Annotated in this window: 23 protein-coding genes; 18 read left to right on the forward strand and 5 right to left on the reverse strand. The window is 75.5% G+C overall.

What is annotated here, in order from left to right; translation table 11 throughout:
- The first annotated feature begins 13 nt into the window (after positions 1-13).
- The 3 genes from Ae505Ps2_RS02360 to Ae505Ps2_RS02370 are packed head-to-tail and all read left to right on the forward strand — an operon-like array spanning position 14 to position 2,379.
- Complete coding sequence (locus Ae505Ps2_RS02360) at positions 14-511, forward strand: hypothetical protein (protein WP_075310304.1); 498 nt, start codon at positions 14-16, stop codon at positions 509-511.
- A 39-nt stretch (positions 512-550) separates the two neighbouring features.
- Complete coding sequence (locus Ae505Ps2_RS02365; protein ID WP_075310302.1) at positions 551-1,732, forward strand: histidine kinase; 1,182 nt, start codon at positions 551-553, stop codon at positions 1,730-1,732.
- On the forward strand, positions 1,729-2,379 hold the full coding sequence (locus Ae505Ps2_RS02370) for a response regulator transcription factor (RefSeq protein ID WP_020622457.1): 651 nt from the start codon (positions 1,729-1,731) through the stop codon (positions 2,377-2,379). The genes Ae505Ps2_RS02365 and Ae505Ps2_RS02370 overlap by 4 nt, the downstream gene beginning before the upstream one ends.
- A gap of 100 nt (positions 2,380-2,479) precedes the next feature.
- Here the strand turns inward: Ae505Ps2_RS02370 and Ae505Ps2_RS02375 are convergent, their stop codons facing one another.
- From Ae505Ps2_RS02375 to Ae505Ps2_RS02385, 3 genes are all read right to left on the reverse strand, one after another.
- On the reverse strand, positions 2,480-2,959 hold the full coding sequence (locus Ae505Ps2_RS02375) for a zinc ribbon domain-containing protein (RefSeq protein ID WP_075312806.1): 480 nt from the start codon (positions 2,957-2,959) through the stop codon (positions 2,480-2,482).
- Between the two features lie 62 nt (positions 2,960-3,021).
- On the reverse strand, positions 3,022-4,317 hold the full coding sequence (locus tag Ae505Ps2_RS02380; RefSeq protein ID WP_075553378.1) for a hydroxyacid-oxoacid transhydrogenase: 1,296 nt from the start codon (positions 4,315-4,317) through the stop codon (positions 3,022-3,024).
- The gene (locus Ae505Ps2_RS02385) at positions 4,317-5,129 is read right to left on the reverse strand and encodes an N-acyl homoserine lactonase family protein (RefSeq protein ID WP_075310296.1); all 813 of its coding nucleotides are present in this window, start codon (positions 5,127-5,129) and stop codon (positions 4,317-4,319) included. Before Ae505Ps2_RS02385 ends, Ae505Ps2_RS02380 begins: the two co-directional genes overlap by 1 nt.
- 137 nt (positions 5,130-5,266) lie before the next feature.
- Here Ae505Ps2_RS02385 and Ae505Ps2_RS02390 point away from each other — a divergent pair, with 137 nt between their 5' ends.
- The 13 genes from Ae505Ps2_RS02390 (at position 5,267) to Ae505Ps2_RS02450 (ending at position 18,104) form a co-directional block, all read left to right on the forward strand.
- A complete protein-coding gene (locus Ae505Ps2_RS02390) occupies positions 5,267-7,081 on the forward strand; it encodes a helix-turn-helix domain-containing protein (RefSeq protein WP_075333868.1) in 1,815 nt (604 codons plus the stop codon).
- 11 nt (positions 7,082-7,092) lie between these two features.
- Complete coding sequence (locus Ae505Ps2_RS02395; RefSeq protein WP_075310292.1) at positions 7,093-7,710, forward strand: Maf family protein; 618 nt, start codon at positions 7,093-7,095, stop codon at positions 7,708-7,710.
- A gap of 40 nt (positions 7,711-7,750) precedes the next feature.
- Positions 7,751-8,641, forward strand: coding sequence for a sulfurtransferase (locus tag Ae505Ps2_RS02400; protein WP_075553379.1), 891 nt, complete (start codon positions 7,751-7,753; stop codon positions 8,639-8,641).
- Entirely contained in the window at positions 8,638-9,102 is a 465-nt protein-coding gene (locus Ae505Ps2_RS02405) for a SufE family protein (RefSeq protein ID WP_020622450.1), read from the forward strand. The genes Ae505Ps2_RS02400 and Ae505Ps2_RS02405 overlap by 4 nt, the downstream gene beginning before the upstream one ends.
- 168 nt (positions 9,103-9,270) lie before the next feature.
- A complete protein-coding gene (locus tag Ae505Ps2_RS02410) occupies positions 9,271-10,221 on the forward strand; it encodes a TIGR04222 domain-containing membrane protein (protein WP_075554160.1) in 951 nt (316 codons plus the stop codon).
- Between the two features lie 93 nt (positions 10,222-10,314).
- Positions 10,315-11,208: a DUF692 domain-containing protein gene (locus Ae505Ps2_RS02415; RefSeq protein WP_075310288.1), complete on the forward strand. Its 894-nt coding sequence runs from the start codon at positions 10,315-10,317 to the stop codon at positions 11,206-11,208.
- A complete protein-coding gene (locus tag Ae505Ps2_RS02420; protein ID WP_139318929.1) occupies positions 11,205-11,639 on the forward strand; it encodes a hypothetical protein in 435 nt (144 codons plus the stop codon). The genes Ae505Ps2_RS02415 and Ae505Ps2_RS02420 overlap by 4 nt, the downstream gene beginning before the upstream one ends.
- A 115-nt stretch (positions 11,640-11,754) precedes the next feature.
- Entirely contained in the window at positions 11,755-13,533 is a 1,779-nt protein-coding gene (locus Ae505Ps2_RS02425) for an acetyl/propionyl/methylcrotonyl-CoA carboxylase subunit alpha (RefSeq protein WP_075310286.1), read from the forward strand.
- Between the two features lie 4 nt (positions 13,534-13,537).
- Positions 13,538-14,122 (forward strand): GNAT family protein, encoded by a 585-nt coding sequence (locus tag Ae505Ps2_RS02430; protein WP_139318928.1) that lies wholly within the window; start codon positions 13,538-13,540, stop codon positions 14,120-14,122.
- 312 nt (positions 14,123-14,434) lie between these two features.
- Positions 14,435-14,941, forward strand: coding sequence for a hypothetical protein (locus Ae505Ps2_RS02435; RefSeq protein ID WP_051050033.1), 507 nt, complete (start codon positions 14,435-14,437; stop codon positions 14,939-14,941).
- 139 nt (positions 14,942-15,080) lie between these two features.
- Positions 15,081-15,446, forward strand: coding sequence for a hypothetical protein (locus Ae505Ps2_RS02440; RefSeq protein WP_075310284.1), 366 nt, complete (start codon positions 15,081-15,083; stop codon positions 15,444-15,446).
- Positions 15,443-17,332 (forward strand): PPE domain-containing protein, encoded by a 1,890-nt coding sequence (locus Ae505Ps2_RS02445; RefSeq protein WP_075553380.1) that lies wholly within the window; start codon positions 15,443-15,445, stop codon positions 17,330-17,332. Before Ae505Ps2_RS02440 ends, Ae505Ps2_RS02445 begins: the two co-directional genes overlap by 4 nt.
- A complete protein-coding gene (locus tag Ae505Ps2_RS02450; RefSeq protein ID WP_170917005.1) occupies positions 17,325-18,104 on the forward strand; it encodes an ESX secretion-associated protein EspG in 780 nt (259 codons plus the stop codon). The genes Ae505Ps2_RS02445 and Ae505Ps2_RS02450 overlap by 8 nt, the downstream gene beginning before the upstream one ends.
- Here the strand turns inward: Ae505Ps2_RS02450 and Ae505Ps2_RS02455 are convergent.
- The gene (locus Ae505Ps2_RS02455) at positions 18,079-19,482 is read right to left on the reverse strand and encodes an NAD(P)H-quinone dehydrogenase (RefSeq protein ID WP_020624004.1); all 1,404 of its coding nucleotides are present in this window, start codon (positions 19,480-19,482) and stop codon (positions 18,079-18,081) included. The genes Ae505Ps2_RS02450 and Ae505Ps2_RS02455 overlap by 26 nt on opposite strands.
- Before the next feature lie 143 nt (positions 19,483-19,625).
- Between Ae505Ps2_RS02455 and Ae505Ps2_RS02460 the strand changes: the two genes are divergently transcribed.
- Complete coding sequence (locus Ae505Ps2_RS02460) at positions 19,626-20,090, forward strand: gamma-glutamylcyclotransferase (RefSeq protein WP_020624005.1); 465 nt, start codon at positions 19,626-19,628, stop codon at positions 20,088-20,090.
- A 104-nt stretch (positions 20,091-20,194) separates the two neighbouring features.
- Here the strand turns inward: Ae505Ps2_RS02460 and Ae505Ps2_RS02465 are convergent, their stop codons facing one another.
- Positions 20,195-21,442: an amidohydrolase gene (locus tag Ae505Ps2_RS02465; RefSeq protein WP_075312800.1), complete on the reverse strand. Its 1,248-nt coding sequence runs from the start codon at positions 21,440-21,442 to the stop codon at positions 20,195-20,197.
- A 481-nt stretch (positions 21,443-21,923) separates the two neighbouring features.
- Here Ae505Ps2_RS02465 and Ae505Ps2_RS02470 point away from each other — a divergent pair, with 481 nt between their 5' ends.
- Entirely contained in the window at positions 21,924-23,600 is a 1,677-nt protein-coding gene (locus tag Ae505Ps2_RS02470; protein WP_249265209.1) for a serine/threonine-protein kinase, read from the forward strand.
- Positions 23,601-23,621: the final 21 nt, after the last annotated feature.

Here is a 23,621-nt window from a genome sequence, read left to right on the forward strand (position 1 = left end):
GATCGTTCTCCCCATGGACGCCACCTCCCTCGTCATCACGGTCGCGATCGTCGGCCTGGTCCTCTACAAGCAGTTCCGCGGGCAGTTCGTCGGCGGATCACGGGACGTGAAGCTCCCGCTCATCCTGGTCGGTATCGGGGTGCTCACCCTCGCCCAGGCCCGCCCCGAGGTCACCGCGGCCGGGGTGGGCCTGCTCGCCGCCGAGCTGGTGCTGACGGCCGGGCTCGGGGTGCTGCGCGGGTACGCCTTCCGTCTCGGCACCCGCGACGGCTGGGCGTACCGCAGCGGCTCGGCCGCGTTGCTGGTCGCCTGGGTGCTGACCATCGGGGTGCGGGTCGGTGCCGGGGTGCTCGGCGGGGCCGTCGGCGCCGGACTGTTGCTGTCGACGTCGTCGGCGCTGGTCTTCGGCGGGAGCCTGCTGGTCCAGAGCCTGGTCCTGCGTCACCGGGTGGACGCGGCCGGGCTGCCGGTCCGGCCGGCCGAGCCGCGCCGTGCCCGCACGGTGGCCTGACCGGCCCGCCTGGCCCGGCTGCTGTGTCAGAGTGAAACGGTGAGCACGCCCACCGCCCGCGCGGCCCGTCGCGTCGAGGCCGACCGGTCGCCGCTGTTCGGGGTCCCCCGACGGCTGCTGTCACTGGTGTGGCTGCCGATCGTGCTGTTCCTGCTGTACTGGTCGCCGGGCCAGCAGGTCTCGCCGCCCTGGCTCTACGCCGGGCTCGTCCCGGCCGTCGCCGGGTGGGTGGCCTTCGCCCTCTACCGGAACATGCCGCCGGTCGCGACGGTGCTGACCAGCGTCGCGCTCGGCGGAGGCGGGATCGCCCTGCTGGCCGGGTCCGACGGCTGGACCACCTCGGCGGCCTTCCCGATGCTGGCGGTGTTCGTGGCCGCGCTGCGGCTGCCCTACCGGACCGCGCTGTTCGTCGACGTGCCGCTCATCGCGGCCACCACGATCGCCGTCGGTCCCTACGACTCCCTCTGGGAGGCGCTGCTGGTGGTCACCGCGCTGACCGCGATGGTGCTGTTCGGGCTCGGCCGCCGCGACTCGACCCGGCGCCTCGAGGAGCACGAGCAGGCGCTCGTCGCCGATGCCAGGGCCCGCGAGGAGCACGCCCGCGCCGAGGCCATCGCCGACCGCGCCCGGGTCGCCCGCGACGTCCACGACGTGCTGGCGCACTCGCTGTCCGCGCTGGCCGTCCAGCTCCAGGGCGCCCGGCTGATGGCGCTGCGCGACGGCGCGGCGCCGGACACGGTCGCCCAGATCGAACGGGCCCAGCGGCTCGCCTCCGACGGGATCACCGAGGCCCGCCGCGCCGTGCGGGCGCTGCGCGAGGGACCGGCGCCGGTCGACGTCGCCGAGGAGCTGCGCGAGCTCGGCCGGGCGCACCCGGACGCGACCGTCGAGGTCGCCGAGGGGCTGCGGCTCGGCGCGCGGGAGGGCGAGACCGTGCTGCGCACCGCGCAGGAGGCGCTGTCCAACGCCCGCAAGCACGCCCCCGGCGCCCCCGTGACGGTGCACCTGCGCCGCGACGGCGACGGCGCCGAGCTGGAAGTCGTCGACGTCGCCGGGGCGCCGCCGGCGCCCGGTGACGGCGAGGGCTCCGGGCTGACCGGGATGGCCGAGCGCGCGGCGCTCGTCGGCGCCGAGCTGCAGACCGGCCCCACCCCCGACGGCTGGCGGGTCCGGCTCCGGCTGCCCGCCCGTTCCCCGGACCGCGAGAGGATCACGACGTGAGCGACCTGCGGGTGGTACTGGCAGACGACCAGCGGATCGTGCGCGACGGCCTCGCCACCGTCCTGGGCCTGCTCGACGGCATCGAGGTCGTCGGCACCGCCTCGGGCGGCGACGAGGCCCTCGCCCGGGTCGCCGAGCTGGCCCCGGACGTGCTGCTCACCGACCTGCGGATGCCCGCGGGCGACGGCGTCTCCGCGACCCGCCGGGTCCGCGACGAGCACCCGGGCACCGCCGTCGTCGTGCTCACCACCTACGTCGACGACGACGCCGTGGTCGACGCGATCGCCGCGGGCGCCTCGGGCTGGCTGTCCAAGGACGCCGACGCCGAGGCCATCGGCCGGGCCCTGCGCTCGGCCGCCGACGGCGTGTCCACCGTCGACGCCGGCGTGCTGTCCCGGCTGGTCGCCGCCCGCGCGACGACCGCACCGCCGGCGCCGGTCGACCCGCCCGACGGGCTCACCCCGCGCGAGGTCGAGGTGCTCGGGCTGATCGCCGACGGGCTGTCCAACACCGAGATCGCGAGGCGGCTCGTGGTCGGCGAGGCGACGGTGAAGACCCACGTCAACCACCTGTTCGCCAAGACCGGGCTGCGCGACCGCGCCCAGGCCGTCGGCTACGCCTACCGCCACGGCCTGACCGGCCGCTGACCCGGACACCCTCGTGTCCACACCCCCTGGCCGGTAGCCACACCCGTTGCAACGGGTGTGGCTACCGGCCAGGGGGTGTGGATGCCGACGGGGGTCGGGGTCAGTCGGAGGTGCCCGTGGTGGGGGGTGCGGGGGTGTGGCCGTGTCCGTGGCCATGTCCGTGGCCGTGGCCATGGGCCTGTTTGGCGACCACGCCGGCGCCGGGCATCGGGGCGGTACCCCCCAGCTGGATGTCACCGGCCCGCAGCGGGACGTCGTGGTACTTGCCCTCGTGCGCCAGGATCGGCCGCTGGTCCCCGGCGATCTCCGGGTACTTCTCCTCCAGCCGTCGCCGCTGGTCCCAGGTCCGGCGCATCGAGTCGATGTACTCGGAGTTGCCGTTGTAGACCCCGCGCCAGGTCTGGGGCATCTCGTCCTTGGACAGGCCGGGGCTGGCCTGACCGCCGAGCGCGAACCCGGCCGGGACCTTGCTCGTCGCGCCGTCGCCGCAGACCGGGCACGGCGGGGTGTGGGAGTCCGACATGGACGCGAGGTGCTCGAAGCGGGCTCCGCACCCGCACCGGAAGACGTAGATCGGCATCGTGCCGCCTTCGGATCGGCGTCCGCCGGCGGCCCCGCTCGGGAACCGCCGGCGGACGGGGGTCACCAGTTCTGGACGGACTTCGTGAGGATGTCGGCGATGTCGTCCTCGGTCGGGGTCCGCGGGCAGGTCGCGAGCAGCCGCTGCTGCTTCATCGTGCCGGGGACCAGGTCCGGGACGTCGGCCTCGGTGTACCCGACGCCGCCGATGCCGTTCGGGATGCCGATGTCGCGCATCAGCCGGGTCAGGACCCCGGGCAGCTGCTCCCGCGGGTCGTTCACCTTGTCCGCCCGCGGGTCCATCAGCTCCGCGGCCCGCAGGTGCCGCTGCGGCGCGGAGTCGAAGGAGAACCGGAACGCCTCCGGCGCCGTCAGCGACACCGACTCCCCGTGCGGCACCATCGCCTCGTCCTGCGGGTAACCCTGCGGCCGGTAGTCCTTGACCATGCCCGCGATGGGGTAGGCGTTGGCGTGCGGGATGTGCACCCCGGAGTTGCCGAAGCCCATGCCCGCGAACGTCGCGGCCATCATCATGTCCGAACGGGCCTCGACCTCCTCGGCGCCGCGCTGCACCGCCGCCCAGAACGACTTCGCCAGCAACGACATCGCCTTCTCGCACCACAGGTCCGAGACCGGGTTGGAGCCGCAGTAGGTGACCCGCTCCTCGGGCTTCTTCCGGTCGAAGGTCGTGTAGTACCGCGCCGTGTAGCTCTCCAGCGCGTGGCAGGTGATGTCCATCCCGGCGGCCGCGGTGACCTGCGGCGGCAGCGTCATCGTCAGCAGCGGGTCGATGACGGCCAGGGTCGGCCGCAGCCGCCAGTGGCTGATCCCGGTCTTGACCTTCATCGACAGGATGTCCAGCACGCACATCGCGGTGGACTCCGAGCCGGTGCCCGCCGTCGTCGGGATGGCGATCAGCGGCTTGAGCTGCCCCGGCGGCACCTTGGCGTTGCCGATCGGCTTGTTGATGTAGTCCATCAGCTCGCCGGGGTGGCTGGTCAGCAGGTTGATGGCCTTGGCGGTGTCGATCGCCGACCCGCCCCCGACGGCGACGAAGCCGTCCCACGGCCCCTGCGCGCGGGCGTACTCGGTCGCCTTGTTCATCGAGTCGTCGGTCGGCTCGACGTGCACGCCGTCGAAGATCTCGGACTCGATGCCGTAGCGGGCCAGGTTGTCGGCCAGCCGCTGCGGGGCGCCGAGCGCGTTCACGCCCGGGTCGGTCACGATCAGGACCCGCGACACGTCGTAGGCCGACAGCTCGAAGCCGACCTCGTCGATCGCGCCCGCGCCGAACTTCAGCGGCGGCGCGCCCCAGGTGAAGATCGTCTCCTCGGTGAACTCCGGAACCTCGAACGTCATCAGGTGTACGACCCCTCGGGCGCCTTGCGCAGCTGGTGGATCTGCTCGGCGTCGTGGCCGAACACCATCTGCGCGTTCGTCCGTTCCTGGATGCCGCGCAGCTTCTCCACCGAGGAGAACCAGTCCTCCAGGTTGTTCACGATCGCCGCGGGGGCGGCCGGCGGGCCGTAGCTCTCGCCCATGTAGACCGCGTCCGAGGTGAAGATCATCGTGCCGGTGTCGGGGAGGTCGACGCGCATCGACATGCACCCCGGGGTGTGCCCGGGGGTCTGGATCATGCTGACGCCGGGGAGCAGCTCGACGTCGCCGGAGACGATCTCCCAGTCGATGCCCTCGTAGTCGGCCTTGAGGTGGGCGCCGTTGAACGGGCCCTCGAAGCCGAGCGCGAACTCCTTCTCCTTGTCCGAGCAGATCATCTTCGCGTTGGTGTTCGTGAACATCTGGGCGTTGCCCGCGTGGTCGAAGTGCAGGTGCGAGAGCACCACGTAGTCGATCTCGTCGAGTCCGACGCCCATCTTGTGCAGCTGCTTGTCCAGGTACTCGTCGTCGGCGACCTGGTCGTAGGGGAAGAACTCCTGCAGACCGGTCGGCGCCCAGCGCGTCTCCCAGTCCGACGGACAGCTGGTGTCCCACAGCAGCTTGCCCTCGTCGGTCTCGACGAGGACGCAGTGCGTCGGCACCTCCACCCAGTCGATCGGGGAGTCCTTCTCGGACCGTGGCTTGATGCTGACACCGGGCTTGAGGAGCAGGAACGGGAGATTGGTGTGCATCGCCCCGCAGGGGATGACACTGAGCTTGTTCGCCGTGGCCATGAGGAGTCCCTTCGTCGATGGAGGGTTCTGGCAGTTCGTCGCCGGGCCAGTCTCGGGAAGCCGGGGTCGGGCGTCCATGGTCGTATGCGCCTGTCTTGATCGCAGGACATGGCGCGGACAGACATAGGGTCGGGCGCATGAAGCCGGCTCCGCCGTTCCCCGAGCCCAGCCAGGACGCGATCCTGCAGGCCGTCGGGCAGACGGCCGTGGACCTCGCGAACGTCGGCGACCGGGACGTCATGCTCGGCGCCGTCCTGCGCCGCACCCGGGCGCTGCTCGGCGCGGACATGGCCTACTTCAGCCTCAACGACCTGCACTCCGGTACGACCTACATCGAGCTGACCGACGGCGTCCGCACCCCGGAGTACCGCGCGATCCGGATGCCGTTCGGCACCGGGGTGCTCGGTCGCGCGGCGGCCGGCGCGGGCACCGTCGCGACCGCGGACTACCTGGCCGACCGGGCGCTCAACCACCTGTCCGGGATCGACACGATCGTGCGCGGCGAGGGTGTGCGGGCCATCGCGGGCGCCCCCATGCGCCTGGGCGGCCGGGTGGTCGGGGCGCTGCTGGTGGCCCACCGCGCGCCCCGCGTCCTCGGCCCGGCCGCGGAGGCGGCGCTGGAGCACATGGCCGTCCAGGCCGCCGTCGCACTGGAGCAGACCCGGCGCGGCGAGGAGATCCGCCGCCTGCGCACCACCCGCGACGACGGCTCCGCCCCCGGCGCCCGGCTGCGCCTGGAGCACCTCCTGCACCTCGACGAACGCCTGATGGGGGCGATGGCCGGCTCCACCGCCGAGGCGGCCGGGGTGTTCGCGGTGCTCGCCGAGTCGGTCGGGCACCCGCTCTCCCTGCACGACCCGTCCGGGGCGTTGCGCACGGGGCGGCGGCTGCTCACCCCCGAGGAGCTGGCCGGGTGGCGGCTGCGGGCGGCGGTCCGCACCTCCCAGCAGGCCGGCGGCGTCGCGATCGCGCACCTGCCCGGCGGCGGGACCTACGCGCTGCTCGCGATCACCACCGCGGGCGAGCACCTGGCGACGCTGGTCATGGAGGGCGCCGACGACGACGCCGTCGCCCGGCTGGCGCACGCCTCGGCGTTCATGACGGTCGCGCTGCTGGTCGAGCGGGCGCTGGCCCAGGCCGATGAGGCCGCCCAGACCACACTGGTCGAGGAGCTCGTCGACAGCCGGGTGCCGCCGCGGCCGACGCTGGGGAGCCGGCTCGCGCAGTACGGCATCTCCCCCGACGTCCCGGCGACGGTGCTGGTCGTCGACGTCGACCCGGCCGGTGCGGTGACCGCGGCGCGGGCGGTCCGGGGCCTGGACGGGGCGGGCCGCTGGCTGGTGTCGGTGCACGACGGGCACGTGTGCGTGATCGCCTCCGCCGGGACGACCGGTCCCGGCTGCGCGGGGACCGGGGCGGCCGCACTCGTCGCCGACGGGCTCGCCGCGGCCGGGACACCGGTGCTCGTCGGCGCCGCGCACAGCCCCTCGGGCGGGCCGTCGGACCTGCGCCGGGCGCACACCGAGGCCGCCGACGTCGCCGCCGCGGCCCGCGCCCTGGGCCGCACCACCGGGCACGCGGACTTCGCCTCGCTCGGCGCGGTCGGCGCGGTGATCCGGGACCGGACCGGCACCACGTCGCGGGAGATCGTCGGGCGCCACCTCGGGCCCGTCCTCGACTACGACCGGCGCCGGCGGACCCGGCTGGCCGACACGCTGTGGCACTGGTTCGCCGCGGGCGAGCTGCTCGCCCCGGCCGCCGACGCGCTGTCGGTGCACCCGAACACCGTGCGCCAGCGCCTCGAACGCGTCGACGACCTGCTGGGCCCGGACTGGCGCACCCCGGAGGGGCGGTTCCACCTGCACCTGGCGCTGCGCCTGCACCGGGTCGCCGGGCCGGACCGCAGCGCCGACCCGGCGACGGACCACGGCGCCGCGACGGCGGGCCGGTAGCGTCTGCCGGCGTGCGTCTGGTTCTGGCCTCCGCCTCCCCCGCCCGCCTGTCGGTCCTGCGCGCCGCCGGGGCCGACCCCGCCGTGGAGGTCTCCGACGTCGACGAGGACGCCCTGCTCGCCGCGCACCCCGACGCCGACCCCGCGGCCGTGGTGACGCTGCTGGCCGCGGCCAAGGCCGCCGCCGTCGCCGAGCGGCTGACCGGTGACTGCGTGGTCGTGGGCTGCGACTCGATGCTGCTCGTCGGCGGCGAGCTGGTCGGCAAGCCGCACGACCCGGAGACGGCGCGGCGGCGCTGGAAGGCCATGGCCGGGCGCACCGGGGAGCTGCTGACCGGGCACGCGGTGCTGCGCCTGGCCGGCGGCGCGGTCGCCCAGGAGGCCGAGGGACACGCCGGCACCGGGGTGCGCTTCGCCGAGCCGACCGACGCCGAGCTGGAGGCCTACCTCGCCACCGGCGAGCCGCTGGCGGTCGCGGGTGCGTTCACCCTCGATGGGCTGGGCGGCTGGTTCGTCGAGGGCATCGACGGCGACCCGTCCAACGTGATCGGGATCAGCCTGCCGCTGCTGCGCCGCCTGCTGGGCGCGGTCGGGGTGTCGGTCGTCGACCTCTGGGCGCCGCGCGGCTGACCCGTGTGTGGGTGTCGGGGCACGTGGTTACCCTGCGGCCATGACTGTCGGACACGACCCCGACCCGAAGCTCGCCGAGTACGCCCACCCCGAGCGCCTGGTCACCACCGCCTGGCTGGCGGAGCATCTGGACGACCCCGGGCTGGTGGTCGTGGAGTCGGACGAGGACGTCCTGCTCTACGACACCGGGCACATCCCCGGCGCGGTGAAGGTCGACTGGCACACCGAGCTCAACGACCCGGTCACCCGGGACTACGTCGACGGCACCCGCTACGCCGAGATCATGTCCGAGCGCGGCATCGGCCGGGACACCACGATCGTCGTCTACGGCGACCGGAACAACTGGTGGGCCGCCTACGCGCTGTGGGTGTTCTCCCTGTTCGGCCACGCCGACGTGCGACTGCTCGACGGCGGCCGGTCCACGTGGGTCGCCGAGGGCCGCGAGATGGTCACCGAGAAGCCCACCCCGGCCCGGGCCGACTACCCGGTCGTCGAGCGTGACGACTCCGGCATCCGCGCCTTCAAGGACGACGTCCTCGCCCACCTGGGCAAGCCGCTGGTCGACGTGCGGTCCCCGCAGGAGTACACCGGCGAGAAGCTGCACATGCCGGACTACCCGCAGGAGGGCGCGGTCCGCGGTGGGCACATCCCGGGCGCCGCGAGCGTCCCGTGGGCCCGCGCCGCCGCCGAGGACGGCTCGTTCCGCAGCCGTGCCGAGCTGTCGGCCATCTACGAGCAGGAGCAGGGGCTGTCGGCCACCGACGACGTCGTCGCCTACTGCCGGATCGGCGAGCGTTCCAGCCACACCTGGTTCGTGCTGACCCACCTGCTGGGCTTCGACCGGGTCCGCAACTACGACGGCAGCTGGACCGAGTGGGGCAACGCCGTGCGCGTGCCGATCGTGCAGGGACAGGAGCGCGGGTCCGCGTGAGCGGCGATCCCGGCACACTGCCCCCCGACCTGGCCGAGCTGGTCGAGGACTTCGCCGCGGTCGGCCCGAAGGACCGTCTCCAGCTGCTGCTGGAGCTGTCCCAGGAGCTGCCGGACCTGCCCGAGCGCTACGCCGACACCGCGGACACCATGGAGCAGGTCCACGAGTGCCAGTCGCCGCTGTTCCTCGCGGTCGAGGTGGCGGGCACCCCGGGCGACCCGCCCAGCGAGCGGCCGGTCCACCTGTTCTTCTCCGCGCCGAAGGAGGCGCCGACCACCCGCGGGTTCGCCTCGATCATGGTGACCGGGCTCGACGGGCAGCCCGCCGCGACGGTCCTGGCCGTCCCGGACGACTTCTACACCGACCTCGGCCTCGCCGAGGCCGTCAGCCCGCTGCGGCTGCGTGGCATCGCCGCGATGCTGGCGCGCATCAAGAACCAGGTGCGGGCCGCCACCGGCTGAGGCCCCACGAGCTCACTCCCGCGACAGCCGGGGTCACCGTCGGTGACCCCGGCTTTCCCCGTGCGCGGACCTTCCTCAAGTCCACCTCAAATCGATCACTCTCCAGGGGTGAGCGGGCGCACACTGCTTCGAACGACGAAGTGTCGCTCACCGCAGGGGGTGGTGGAGATGGGCACGAACCTCACCGGGGACACCTGGGGCATCCCGGGCCAGACCTTCCTGGTCCTCTACGTCGTCGCGCTGGTTCTGGTGTCCGGGATCGTGCTGCGCCGGCGGCGGGCGATCGCGCAGGGGGATCCGCGCGGCGCCGGCACCCTCGACAGCAGGCCCGAGGACGTCGCGTACCTCAACGGCGGGCCCGAGCTGGCCGTGTACGCGGCCCTGTCGGCCATGCACGTCGACGGCAGCCTGGTCACCTCCGGCCGCACCACGGGCCAGGTGCGGGCGGGCCGGGTCCCCGGGCACGGCGCGTCGGCGCTGCAGCGCGCGATCCACCGCTGCGCGCAGCGCCTGACCCCGGGCCGGATGCTGGGCACCCACGAGCCGGTCCGCACCGAGCTGACCCGGGCCGCCCAGCGGCTGGAGACCGCGGGGCTGCTGCTGTCCCCTGCCGACCGGGCCCGCTACCGGGCGACCGCCTGGCCGGTCGGGGCGCTCGCCCTCGTCGGTGCGGTCCGGATCGCCGCCGGGCTGGGCGGTGGGCGCCCGGTCGGGTTCCTGCTGGTGCTCGTCGCCGCCACCGCGGTGTTCGCGGCGGTCCTCGCGACGCAGGTGCCCGCCCGGACCCGGGCCGGGGACGCCGCGCTCGCCGCCGTGCGGTCCCGCCACGACGCGCTGTCGCCGTCGATGCGCCCGGACTGGACGGCCGTCGGGCCCGCCGCGGCCGCGCTGTCGGTCGGGGCGTTCGGAGTGGGCGCGATGCTGGCCGCCGAGCCTGCCTTCGCCGAGGAGCTCGCCGCGCAGAAGCTCGGCACGCTCGGCGGGGCGCCCGCCGCGACCGGGGGCAGCTCCTCCGACGGCGGGGGCGCCGGCGGCTGGTCCGGCAGCGACAGCGGCGGCGGGACCAGCTGCGGCGGAGGCGGGAGCAGCTGCGGCGGAGGCGGCGGCTGCGGCGGCTGAGCCTGCGACGGGGGAACCGGATCTGCCGTTCCCGCAGCTGCACCGTGGGGGGTGTGAAGCTGCGGGAACGGCTCGTACGGCGGAGGTGACCGGATGACGGGTGTCCCGGGCGGGACCGGGGTCGGCTGGCGCAGCGGCATCGCGGCCGTCCTCGACGACGTCGACGGCCTCGCCTTCCACGAGGTCGTCGCCGAGTCGCTGCACCCCGACGCGGTCCCGGCGTCGCTGCTGCGCAGGCCGGTCGTCGTGCACGGGGTGCGACTGTCGCCCGGCTCCCCCGAGGGCGTCGACCCGGGGCGGGTCGCCCACCTCGCGGCCTGCGCCGCCGCGACGGGTGCGGCACTGGTCAGCGAGCACATCGCGTTCACCCGGGCGGGCGGGGTCGAGGCCGGGCACCTGCTGCCGCTCCCCCGCACCCGGGAGGCGCTCGACGTGCTCGTCGCGAACGTGGCGGCGACCCGGCCGGAACTGGACGTCCCGCTGGCGCTGGAGCCGATCGCGGCGCTGTTCGACTGGCCCGACGACGAGTTCGACGAGGCGGAGTTCCTGCACCGGCTGCACGACAGGACCGGGGCGCCGCTGCTGCTCGACATCGCGAACACCTACGTCAACGCCCGCAACCGGGGCCGCGACCCACGGGCCGACGTCGACGCGCTGCTCACCGGGCTGCCACCGGGGGCGGTGGCCTACTGCCACGTCGCCGGGCACGCCGCCGACGCGACGGGGCTGCTGCACGACACCCACACCGACCCCGTCCCGGACGCGGTGCTGGCGCTGCTGACCCACACCGTGGCGCAGCTGCCGGTGCCGCCGCCGGTGATGCTGGAGCGCGACGGCCGCTACCCGCCCGCCGCGGAGCTGTGCGCGGAGCTGGACGCCGTGGCGGCCGCGGCCGGGCACGCGTCGCCGTGCCGGACGGGTGCGGACTCCGGCCACGGGGCCGGGACGGTGACCGCGCCCGCCGCGGACGGGACGGGCACGACGTGAGCGGGGACCTCGCGCAACGGCAGGCCGAGCTGGTGGCGGCGCTCGTCGCGGGCGGGGCGAACCCGGCCGGGTTCGACGAGGCGCGGCTGGCCGCGGCCCGGGCCGCCCTGCTGCGCAAGCGGGCCGGGCTCGTCGCCGCGGCGTGGCCGCTGCTCGCCGTCGACGCCGGGACGGACTGGCAGGCCCGGTTCGCCGCCCGCTTCGACGGCGTCGCCCCCTACGGCGCCCAGCGGGAGGGCTGGGACCTGGCCCGCGAGCTGGCGGCCGCCGGTCGGCTCGGTGCGGGCGCCCGACGTGAGCTGGCCGCGCGCGAGGCGGCGCTGCACTACGACGGCCGGACCGCCCCGCGGCCCCGCGGCCGGGTCGCACGGTGGTGGCACCGGTCACGCCTGGACCGATCACGAACGGGGTCTCGGGGCTCGGACGGGTGAGGGCGTTGCCATCACCACATTCCCCACCGGTAATTTCCCGGCCCGCGGCTCCTACACTCCCCGGTAACCCTGCGCCGGAGCATCGGGCCGGCGCCGTGACCGGAGGAGTTCGACCGTGCCCGCACTGCGCAAAGTGCTCGTCGCCAACCGGGGAGAGATCGCCGTACGCGTGATCCGAGCAGCGAAGGACGCGGGACTGGAGAGCGTCGCCGTCTACGCCGACCCGGACCGGGACGCGATGTTCGTGCGTCTCGCCGACGAGGCCTTCGCGCTGGGCGGCTCCACCGCCGCCGAGTCCTACCTCGACATCGAGAAGGTCATCGGTGCCGCGAAGCAGTCCGGCGCCGACGCGATCCACCCCGGCTACGGCTTCCTGTCGGAGAACGCCGACTTCGCCCAGGCCGTGATCGACGCCGGCCTCACCTGGATCGGCCCGTCGCCGCAGTCGATCCGCGACCTCGGCGACAAGGTGACCGCGCGGCACATCGCCCTGAAGGCCGGCGCCCCGCTGGTGCCCGGCACCAAGGACCCGGTCAAGGACGCGGACGAGGTCATCGCCTTCGCCGACGAGCACGGCCTGCCGGTCGCGATCAAGGCCGCCTTCGGCGGTGGCGGGCGCGGCATGAAGGTCGCCCGGGAGCGCTCCGAGATCGCCGAGCTGTACGAGTCCGCGGTCCGCGAGGCCACCGCCGCGTTCGGTCGCGGCGAGTGCTTCGTCGAGCGCTACCTGGACAAGCCGCGCCACGTCGAGACCCAGGTGCTGGCCGACCAGCACGGCAACGTGGTCGTCGTCGGGACGCGTGACTGCTCGCTGCAGCGCCGCTTCCAGAAGCTCGTCGAGGAGGCGCCCGCGCCGTTCCTGACCGACGAGCAGCGCACGACCCTGTACGAGGCCTCGAAGGCGATCTGCAAGGAGGCCGGCTACTACGGCGCCGGCACCGTCGAGTTCCTCATCGGCCAGGACGGCATGATCACCTTCCTGGAGGTGAACACCCGGCTGCAGGTCGAGCACCCGGTCTCGGAGGAGACCACCGGGATCGACCTGGTCCGCCAGATGTTCCGGATCGCCGAGGGCCAGGAGCTGGACTTCGACGGCGACCCGGAGCCGCGCGGGCACGCCATCGAGTTCCGCATCAACGGCGAGGACGCCGGGCGGAACTTCCTGCCGGCGCCGGGCACCGTCGAGCGGATCTGGTACCCGGCCGGGCCGGGCGTGCGGATGGACGCGGGCGTCGAGGACGGCTCGGTCATCGGCGGCCAGTTCGACTCGCTGCTGGCGAAGCTGATCGTGTGGGGCAGCGACCGGCAGCAGGCGCTGCAGCGGGCCCGGCGCGCACTCGCCGAGTTCAAGGTCGAGGGCATGGCGACCGTGCTCGAGTTCCACCGTCTCGTCGTCGAGGACCCGGCCTACGCCGCCGAGACCCTCGAGGACTTCACCGTGCACACCCGCTGGATCGAGACCGAGTGGAACAACACCGTTCCGCCGTTCGAGGGCGGTGCGGGCGCCGAGGACACCTCCGGCGAGCGGCAGACCGTCGTCGTCGAGGTCGGCGGGCGACGCCTGGAGGTCTCGCTGCCCGGCGACCTCGCCCTCGGCGGAGGCGGCAACGGCGGTAGCCCGGCCAAGGCGGCCCCGCGCAAGCGCGGCGGCAAGGGCGGCGGCGGGGCGAAGGCCTCGGGCGACGCCGTCACCGCGCCGATGCAGGGCACGATCATCAAGGTCGCGGTCTCCGAGGGCGACACCGTCGAGGTGGGGGACCTGATCGTCGTCCTCGAGGCGATGAAGATGGAGAACCCGGTCACCGCGACGAAGGCCGGTACCGTGACCGGCCTGGACGCGGAGCAGGGCTCCTCGGTCACCCAGGGCACCGTGATCTGCGAGATCAAGGACTGACGCGGTGCCCGTCCCGGTGCTCGACCCGGTGCTCGACCCGGTCGAGATCAACGCCGGGGCCTGGTACCTGCGCGGGCTGCGGCACGACGGCCGGGTGGACGACCGCCCGGCCGTCGCCGCGTCCTGCCGGGACCCGGAGATCCGGCGCTGGCGCAACCGGCCCGACCCCGCGGCCCCGGACTTCGACGCACGGGTGACCGCGCACGTCGCCGACCGGATCGACGGCTGGGCCCGCGGCACCCGCTGCGCCTGGGCCGTCGCCGAGCCGACGACCGGGGAGATGCTCGGCGAGATCACCCTGGAGCACCTCGACCTGGCCCACGGCACCGCGGAGCTGCGCTGCTGGACGCTGCCCGCCGCCCGCGGACGCGGCCTGGCCCGCACCGCGGCCGGGGCGGTCGTGCGCTTCGCCTTCGGCGGGCTCGGGCTGCACCGCGTCACCTGGTGCCACGCCGAGCCGAACCGGGCCTCCGCCGCCGTCGCCGCGGCGCTGGGGTTCGTGCCGGAGGGCCGGCTGCGGGAGGCGTGGACCGTCGACGGCGAGCGGGTCGACGTCGTCGTGCTGGGGCGGCTGGCGGACGAGGGCTGACCCGGTCCGGCACGCTCACCCTCCGCGGTCCGTGGCGACGGGGCCGTGGCGACGGGCGGTGCCGAGCGGGTCACGGCCCGTTGACCGGCACGCCCGGCCGTTCTAGCGTCCTCGGTGTGTCGCGCACGCCGTCCGGCGCCCGCGGCATGCACCGAGCAGTACCCACGACAACTCCACAGCCGACCCGTGTGCCCGATCCACGGGGCCCGGAACTACCGCCACGCGGAGTACCGCGCCGCGGATCCGCTCACCACGCAGGCCCTGCCGCGCCGTGAGCCGTCCCAGTTCGACCGAGACGTCACAGGATCCGTCATGCCCCCAGAGTTCGACCCCGCGTCGCCGACGTTCCACGTCACGACGCACGTCCACACCGACGGCCCGATCCCGGGCCCGCACTCCCTGCTCACCCTGACCTCCTCCGCGTACGGCGCGGGCGGGGTCCTGATCGGCACCTTCACCGCCAACCTCCGGGAGCTCCCGGGGGCCACCCTGCACCCGACCGCGCTGGCGACCTGGCGCACCCGGGCGGAGGACTGGCTCCTCACCCGGCGGGCCTCGCGCCCACCGGGCCAGGTCTCGAACGAGTACGCCGCCTGGGTCACCGACCTGGGCGGACGCGCGTTGTTCGTCACCGCCCCGGAGGACCCGGACCACCTGTTCGTCTACTGGTACCTGCAGCGTTTCGCAGGCCGGTGGCCGTTCGCGGGGACCGTTCCCGCCCACGACGGGACACCACGGCCCTGGGCCCCACCGCCGTGCCCGCTCCGCGGGTGCGCTCCGGTCGAGGTCCCGGCCCCGGCCGAGGTGACGGCGGCCTGACCGCGACGCACACCCCCGTCCGCACCGGTACCGACCGGCCGCGGACGGGGGTGTCGTCGTGTGCGGGCTTCGCGATCGCGACCGGTCCCCGCCGAACCCCCGCGGCGACGACCGGTGCCGGCCTAGCGTGTGCCCGTCCGTGATCCGCCCGTCCGCACCGGAGGCCGACGTGCCCAACATCTCCCCGGACCTGCGCGTCGACCCGGCGGCCCCGGCCGGGGCGGCGGAGGCTCTCGACCGGGCCGCGTCCCGGCTGGCCGCCGCGCTGCGCACCCTCGACGCCGACGCCCGCCGGGTCGAGCCCTGGCTCGGTGACCCGGCCAGCGCCGAGGCCGCCGCCCGCTACGCCGTCCACGCCGCGGACGGCCCGGACGCGGCGATCGGCCGGCTGCACACGGTGCACACGGAGCTGCTGCGGGCACGCGACGCGGCCGCCGCCACCGGTCGCGCCTACACCCGCACCGAGGAGTCGACGACGGACGCGCTGAACGGCAGCGCCCGGTGACCGCGCCGCGCTGGGCGGGGCTCGGCCACGCCGAGATCGCCGCGATGGTGGCGGCCGGTCCGGGCCCCTCGGCGTCGGCCGGGGCGGAACGGGCGTGGCGCGACGCCGCGGCCGCGCTCGCCGACGTCCACCGCGAGCTGTCCGGCCAGGTCCGCGGTCTGCCGGGGGGATGGTCCGGCACGGCCGCGGACGGCGTCACCGTGGCGCTCGGGACCCTCGACGGCTGGGTCGTCTCCGCCACCGCCGACGCCGAGCGCACCGCCGACGCACTCGCCACCCAGGCCGGGCTCGCCGCGGACCTGCGGGCCCGGATGCCGGCCGCCGCGGCCCCGACACCGCCGGAGACCGCACCCGTGGGCCCGGCCCTGCTCGACGACTGGGCGGCCGCCGACCTCGCCGCGGGCAACTCGGCCGGTCGGGCCGCGGAGCTCATGATCCGCTACGACGACGACACCCACGCCACCGGCGCACCGTGGACCGGCTGGGGCGCGGCCCCGGTCGTGACCCACGACGGCACCGCGGCCGCCTCCCCCGCCGTCCCGGCCCCGCCCCCCGGCGGGCCCCCGCACGGCACCGGCGGCGCCGGCGGCGACGCGGGTCCGGTCCCGGTGGACGGCGCGGGGTCGGGGACGACGGTGTTCGCGGGGATCGGCTTCGGCGGGCTCACGGCGGCGGTGCTGACCGGGAACGGACGGGCCGGGGTGCCCGGTGCGCGACCGATCGACGTCGGCGGGCCCTCCGCCGGGCGGGACCCCGCGGACGCCGCCGCGACCGACGACCCCCGCACCGGCGGCACCCCCGCACCGGACACCGCCCCCGGGACCGGTGACCCCGAGACCGGTGACTCCGGGGCCGCTCCGGCGTCCCCGGCGGGCGACGCCGGCACCCCGGGCGACCGCGGTGGCCCCGACGACGGCGGCACGGCCGTGACCGCCGCGGTGCTCGCGGGCGGGGCGCTCGGTGGCGCCGGGATCCTGATCGGCGCCACGATCCGTGGGGAGCGGCAGGCCCGGGACGGGCGGAGCCCCTCCGGCGACGGCGACACCACCGGCCGCGGGACGCCACCCGGTGACGGCACCCCACCACCCGGTGGCAGCACACCACCCGGTGGCGACACTCCGCCCGTTGGCGACGCACCACGTACGGGCGACACACCACACCCTGACGACGCCCGGGACCGACCGGGCGACACGACGCCCAGCGGAGCCGAGCACCGCCCGCCCTCCGGCGACGCGACGACCAGCGGCACCCGCGCCCCCAGCGGCGTGCCGGCCACGGGTGCCGCGGACGGGGTGCCGCCGTCGACGCACGACGGCCCCGTCCCGGACGCCACCGGCGATCCCGCCCCGCACGGCGCGACGCCCACCGGGCCCGACGACCCCACGGCCGGCGGCGGCGCGCCGGACCGGCCCACGACCGACGGCCCGACCCCCGGGAGCCCGGCGGGCGCCCAGCCCACCGGCCCCGACACCACCCACCCCCACGTCACCGAGCCCCACGTCACCGAGCCCCGCATCGCCGACCACGCCGTCGCCCCGCACTGCCCCACTCCCGCGGGGCCCCCGGGCCCGGCCCACCACGCCGTCACCACCGGCGACCTCGCCGTCCCCCACCTCGACGCCACGCACGGTGCCGCCACCCACGGCCGCTACGCCCTACCGCCGGTGCCGCCGCACGGCGACCCGGCCGGCGTGCCGGTGGGCGCGGTTCCGGCCGCCCCGCCGCCGGTCGCGGCTGCCGTAGGCGCGCCCGCCGACCTCCGGGTCCCGGCCTGGCGCCTCGTCGCCGACCGGCACGCCGTCCCCGACGACCCCCTGGAGCAGCCCGATGCCCGACCCGACCCCGGCGTCCTGCGTCCCGAGGCCCGGTGGCGGGGCCGTGGCTGAGCCCGCGCCCTGGATCCCGTCGGTGCCGTTCGTGCTCACCGGCACCGAGTTCGACGTCGTCTGGGAGCACCTGGGACTCGGCGCCACACCGGTGGCGCTGCGGCTCCCCTCCCCCGGGCGCACCCGCGAGGAGCGGCGCCGGGTCGTGGCGGCCGGCGTCGCCGGGCTGCGCGCCCGCGGCCTCGCCGGTCCGGCCGGACCCGACCCCGCGCTGGTGCGGCTGCTGACCCTGCTCACCCGCCCCGACCGTCACCTGGAGGTGCGCGGCCGGTTCGACGACGGCCCGCTGCGCGCGGTCGCCGCCGAACGCGACGGCGACGGCGTCCTCGCCGTCCACACCGGAACGGCCGTCACCGTGACCGCGGCGGGATCACCGGCGTTCGCCGCGGTGTCGGCCCTGCCCCGGCGCGCGCCGGGCCCCGGGCCCGCCGTGACCCTGCCCACCGCCGAGCTGGCCCGCGTCCTCGACGGGGACGCACGCACCGACCCCGGCACCGCCGGGGACGACGAGCAGCGGGCCCGGCTCGCCTCCCTGCTCGCCGGGCCCGCGCACCGTGCGCAGATCTGTGCCGTCCGGCACGACCACTGGGGCAGCCCGGCGCGGCTGCCGGGGCACGTCGCCGTCGTCGACACGCCGCGGGGTCGCTACCGGCTGACCCGCGGGACCGGCGCGCACGGCGGACCCGAGTGGTCCACCCTCGCCCCCGCGGGCGACGGCGAGCTGCGCGACCGGTTCGCCGAGCTGTTCAGTCCAGGTCGGAGTGCTGCATGAGCTGACGGCCCGCCTCGGTGATCGACCCGGACAGCGACGGGTACACCGAGAAGGTGTGGGCCAGGTCGTCCACGCCGAGCCCGTTCTGGACCGCCATCGCGATCGGCAGGATCAGCTCGCTCGCGACCGGCGCGACCACGACACCGCCGATGACCACACCGGACGCCGGACGGCAGAACAGCTTCACGAAGCCGCGGCGCAGTCCGCGCATCTTGGCGCGCGGGTTGGTCGACAACGGCAGCATCACGGTGCGGGCCGGGACCTCGCCGGAGTCGATCGCGTTCTGGCTGATCCCGACGGTCGCGATCTCGGGCCGGGTGAACACGTTCGCCGCGACGGTCCGCAGCCGGATCGGGGACACGCCCTCCCCGAGCGCGTGCCACATCGCGATCCGGCCCTGCATGGCCGCGACCGAGGCGAGCATGAGCACGCCGGTGCAGTCGCCCGCCGCGTACACACCCGGCTCGGAGGTGCGCGAGACCTTGTCGACCGGGACGAACCCGCCGCGGTCGGTCTCGACGCCGATCTTCTCCAGGCCGAGCTCGGCGGTGTTGGGGATCGACCCGACGGTCATCAGGGCGTGCGAACCCTCCACGACGCGACCGTCGGACAGGGTGACCCGGACGCCGTCGCCGGTGTTCTCGACGGAGTCGGCGCGCGCGTGGGCGAGGATCTCCACCCCCCGGTCGGCGAACACCTCCTCCAGCACCGCGGCGGCGTCGGCGTCCTCGTGCGGGAGGACCCGGTCGCGGCTGGAGACCAGGCTGACCCGGCAGCCGAGCTCGACGTAGGCCGAGCAGAACTCGGCGCCGGTCACGCCCGAGCCGACGACGATCAGGTGCTCGGGCAGCTCGTCGAGGTCGTAGAGCTGACGCCAGTCGAGGATCCGGTCGCCGTCCGGACGAGCCGAGTCCAGCACCCGCGGGGTGGCCCCGGTCGCGATGAGGACGACGTCGGCGACGAGGTCCTCGACGGTCCCGTCGGCGTGCGTGGCGGTCACCTCGTGCGCGGCGCGGGCCTCCGCGGGCCCAGCGAACCGCGCGGTGCCGGCGATGATCCGGACGCCCTCGTTCTCCAGCCGGGCCCGCACGTCGGCGGACTGGGCGAGGGCGAGGGACTTGACCCGCTCGTTGACCGCGGGCAGGTCGACCGCGGAGTTGCCGCGGTCCACCAGGACGCCGAGGTCCTCGGCACGGTGCAGGTCGACCCGGACGGCCGCGGAGGAGATGAAGGTCTTCGAGGGGACGCAGTCGTAGACGACGCAGGCGCCGCCCATCCCGTCCCGCTCGACGACGGTCACCTCGCTGCCGTGCTGTGCCGCGACGAGTGCGGCCTCGTAACCGGCCGGTCCGCCGCCCATGATGACGATGCGGGTCACGGGAGATCCCCCTGGAGAAGTCGGTGGTGGTGGACCGGCAGGCGGTCCCGCCCGCCAGCGTCGACGGGGCTCACAGTACGCGTGTCCCATCGTTACGACCGGGCGGGTCGAGGCCCCGTCGGGCTCCCCACTACCCTGCATGCGTGCCGCTGTATGCCGCGTACGGGTCGAACATGGACCCCGAGCAGATGAAGGAGCGCGCCCCGCACTCGCCGATGGCCGGGACCGGGTGGCTCCAGGGCTGGCGGCTGACGTTCGGCGGCGAGGACTACACCTGGGAGGGCGCGCTCGCCACCGTGGTGGAGGAGCCGGGCTCGCAGGTGTTCGTCGTGCTCTACGACGTCCCCGAGCACGACGAACGCCAGCTCGACCGCTGGGAGGGCGGCGAGCTGGGCATGCACAAGAAGCTCCGGCTGCGCGTCGCCACCCTCGACGGCAGCGTCCTCGCGTTCATCTACGTGCTGAACGCCTACGAGGGCGGGGAGCCCTCGGCCCGCTACCTGGGCGTGATCGCCGACGCCGCGGAGACCGCGGGCGCCCCGGACGACTACGTGAACGAGCTGCGCAGCAGGCCCAGCCGCAAGTCCTCGCCCGGCAACCACTCCTGACCGGGCCCACCGGCCGACGAGAACGGCCCGGCCTCCGCACGTGCGGAGGCCGGGCCGTCGTCGTTCACCGCGGGAGGCGGTGGGTCGGTGGGTGCGTCAGTGGCTCAGGAGGCCGCCTGTGCCAGCGCGGACAGCGCGGCCTGGACCAGCACCCGCGAGCCGAACGGCAGGGCCCGCTCGTCGAGGTCGAAGGTCGGCTGGTGGATGTCGCGCTGCTTGCCGGTGCCCGACCACACCCCGAGCCGCGCCATGGCGCCCGCGGAGTGCTCCAGGTACCAGGCGAAGTCCTCGCCGCCGGAGGACTGCTCGGTGGAGGCGTCGGCGGCCTCGCCGCCGACGGTCACCGCGGCGTCGCGCAGCATCCCGGTGGACACCTCGTCGTTGACGACCGGCGGGACACCGCGGACGTGGTCGAGCACGTAGCCGACACCGGTGGGGGCGAGCACGGCCGCCACGAGCGCCCGCAGCTTCTCCTCGAGCTCGGTCCAGGTCGCGTGGTCGGCGGTGCGCAGGGTGCCGCGCAGCAGCCCGGACTGCGGGATCGCGTTCGCCGCGTCCCCGGCGTGCACCGCACCCCAGGTCAGGACAGTGCCCGAGCGCGGGTCGACGTGGCGGGTCAGCAGCAGCGGCACCTGGGTGGCCAGCAGCCCGAGCGCCTGCACGAGGTCGGCGGTCAGGTGCGGGCGCGAGGTGTGCCCACCCGGTGAGGTCAGCCGGACCTCGATGAGGTCACAGGCCGAGGTGATCGGCCCGACCCGGGTGCCGAGCCGCCCGACCTCCAGACGCGGGTCGCAGTGCAGCGCGAAGATCCGCTGCACACCCTCCATCACGCCCTGGCCGACGGCGTCGAGCGCGCCGCCCGGCTGCACCTCCTCGGCCGGCTGGAACACCAGCCGGACCCGGCCGGGCAGCGACGGCGCGGACTGCAGCGCCAGGGCCGCACCCAGCAGCATCGCGGTGTGCGCGTCGTGCCCGCAGGCGTGCATGACACCGGGCACCTCGGAGGCGAACGGGAGACCGGTCTGCTCCTGCAGCGGCAGCGCGTCCATGTCCGCGCGCAGGGCGACCAGCGGCTCGCCGTACCCCACCTCGCAGACGACGCCGGTGCCGTCGGCGAGGGTGCGCGGCTCCAGGCCCGCCCGCACCAGGGTCTCCGCGACCCGCGCGGTCGTGAGGTGCTCGCGACGGGCCAGCTCGGGCTGGGCGTGGATGGCGCGGCGCCAGCCCACGATCTCGCCCTTGTGCGCCCGCATCCACGACTCCAGCCAGGCCGGACCCGTGCCGACGCCGAGATCGTCGACCGCGAGATCGGTGATCTCCGGGAGCTCGGTGCGGGTCTGCAGCGCAGTCACCTTGTCCTCCTCGTACTGGCCTCCGGCCGGAACGGCCCGCCTGCCCGCGGTCGACGCGGACGGCGATCGGTCGTGTCCCACCACTCATGATGGTGCTCACCCGTCCGGCGGTGTTCCAGTCGAAATCGTCCGTTCACGCCTCCGCGCGGCAAGGGGTCGACGGGGTGCTGCCAGCGGGTTCACCTCCCCAGGTGAACGGGCTCGGGCGACCGCTCCTCCCGTCGGCGAACGGGCGTCCTCGCCGTTCACCGGCGGTTCGGGCGCCCGTCACGGGACGCGTGGCCGACGACGACACCGGACCGCGGCCGGAACGCCACCGGACCGTGACCGTCGGCACGCCCGGCCCGCCGTGGCCGCCGTCCGCCGTCCGGACCGGCCGGCGCCGTCACCTACCGTCACTCCTGCGCACCGGCGGTGACGATCACGGCCGGAGGCGGTGTGCGGGGACGGGCCGCGCGGGCACGATGGAACAATCGGCGCCGTGTCCGTTCCCGAGGGCGAGGTCCAGCGCCGACAGTTCGCCGGGCGGTACCGCGTCGACGGTCCGCTCGGGAGCGGCGCGATGGGCACCGTCTGGTCGGGTTTCGACGAGGTCCTGCACCGCCGCGTCGCGCTCAAGGAGCTGAAGATCCCCGACGGCATCCCGGCCGGGGAGAAGCTGGAGCTGCGGGAACGCATCATGCGGGAGGCCCGGGCGCTGGCCGGGCTGTCGCACCCCAACGTCGTGACCGTCTTCGACGTGCTCGACTCCGGCGGCGACGAGCCGCTGGTGGTCATGGAGCTGGTGCCGTCGAAGAACCTGGCCGCGGCGATCACCGAGCTGGGCAGGCTCGACGCCGCGCAGGCCGGCGTCGTCGGGCACGGCACCGCGGCGGCGCTGCGGGCCGCGCACCGGGCCGGGATCACCCACCGCGACGTCAAGCCGGGCAACGTCCTGATCTCCGACGACGGCCGGATCAAGCTCACCGACTTCGGCATCGCCCGCAACGAGTCCGACGCGCCGATGACCTCCGCGGGCCTCGTGCTCGGCTCGCCCGCCTACATCGCCCCCGAGGTCGCCGCGGGCCAGCCGGTCACCCCGGCCGCAGACCTGTGGGGCCTCGGCGCGACGCTCTGGGCCGCCGTCGAGGGCCGCCCGCCCTACGACGTCGACGGCGACCCGGTCCGCACCATCACCGAAGTCGTCGACGGCCCCGTCCCCGTGCCGACGGTCACCGGCCCGGTCGCCGAGGTCATCGCCGGGCTGATGGTCAAGGAGCCCGCCGCCCGCATGCCGCTCGACGAGGTACGGGCCCGGCTGCGCCCGCTGCTCGCCGACCCCGACGACCCGATCTTCCCCGGCTCCCCGGACGTGCCGACCGTCATGGCGCGGGTGCCGGCACCGCCCGGTGGGACCGCGGCCCCGCCGCGGGTGCCCGCACCGGCACCGCCCGGCCCGCTCGGGCCCACCGGGACCGGCACCTACGGCCGCTCCCCGGTCGCCGACCCCGTGCCCGCACCGGCACCGCCGCCCGCGGAGCGCCCGCGTCCGGCCCGGCCGTCGTCGCGGGGGGCCGCGCCCGCCCGGGTCGCGGCGACCGGCCCGACCACCGTGCTCGGTGCCGTCCCGCTGGTGCTCGGCGGCGCGCTGCTCGTGCTGCTCGGCGCACTCGCCGGGTTCACCGGGGTCCGCGCGCTGGCCGGCCAGGAACCGCTGTCGACGGTCACCGTCGCCACCGACCGGTCGCTGCGCACCACCTACCCGGACCCACTCGGCTTCACCGTGCCGGTCCCCGACGGCTGGACGCAGTTCCGCTCACCCACCCCGGACGGGTCGGTCGTCGTCCGCTTCGTCAGCCCGGACGGCCGTCAGGAGCTGTCGGTCCGCGCGGCCACCTCGGTGCAGGCCGTCACCGACGCGCTCACCCCCGAGGCGCTGGGCGTCGACCCGGTCGAGGCCGGGCCGGTCGAGCAGCTGCCCGACGGCTCCAGCCAGGTCGCCCTCACCACCGGCAGCGGCAGCGCGCAGCGCAGCACGCTCATGCGCATCGTCCCCGGCCGCGACCGGCAGGGCGGGGTCTGGGTCCTGCAGCTGACCTCCCCCGCCGGGCGCGCCGAGGACGCCGTCGCGGGCCTGTTCGACGCCGTCGCCTCGGGCTTCCGCGCCACCCCGGGCTGAGCCGGCCACGGCGCCGGCGCC

The organism is Pseudonocardia sp. Ae505_Ps2, from assembly GCF_001932425.1.
GTDB lineage: Bacteria > Actinomycetota > Actinomycetes > Mycobacteriales > Pseudonocardiaceae > Pseudonocardia.

Bases quoted from the DNA above. Each gene is read 5' to 3' on its own strand.
- Ae505Ps2_RS02360 (WP_075310304.1), top strand. From the start codon at position 14: ATGGACGCCACCTCCCTCGTCATCACGGTCGCGATCGTCGGCCTGGTC.
- Ae505Ps2_RS02375 (WP_075312806.1), bottom strand. From the start codon at position 2,959: ATGCCGATCTACGTCTTCCGGTGCGGGTGCGGAGCCCGCTTCGAGCAC.
- Ae505Ps2_RS02380 (WP_075553378.1), bottom strand. From the start codon at position 4,317: ATGACGTTCGAGGTTCCGGAGTTCACCGAGGAGACGATCTTCACCTGG.
- Ae505Ps2_RS02385 (WP_075310296.1), bottom strand. From the start codon at position 5,129: ATGGCCACGGCGAACAAGCTCAGTGTCATCCCCTGCGGGGCGATGCAC.
- Ae505Ps2_RS02390 (WP_075333868.1), top strand. From the start codon at position 5,267: ATGAAGCCGGCTCCGCCGTTCCCCGAGCCCAGCCAGGACGCGATCCTG.
- Ae505Ps2_RS02400 (WP_075553379.1), top strand. From the start codon at position 7,751: ATGACTGTCGGACACGACCCCGACCCGAAGCTCGCCGAGTACGCCCAC.
- Ae505Ps2_RS02410 (WP_075554160.1), top strand. From the start codon at position 9,271: ATGGGCACGAACCTCACCGGGGACACCTGGGGCATCCCGGGCCAGACC.
- Ae505Ps2_RS02415 (WP_075310288.1), top strand. From the start codon at position 10,315: ATGACGGGTGTCCCGGGCGGGACCGGGGTCGGCTGGCGCAGCGGCATC.
- Ae505Ps2_RS02435 (WP_051050033.1), top strand. From the start codon at position 14,435: ATGCCCCCAGAGTTCGACCCCGCGTCGCCGACGTTCCACGTCACGACG.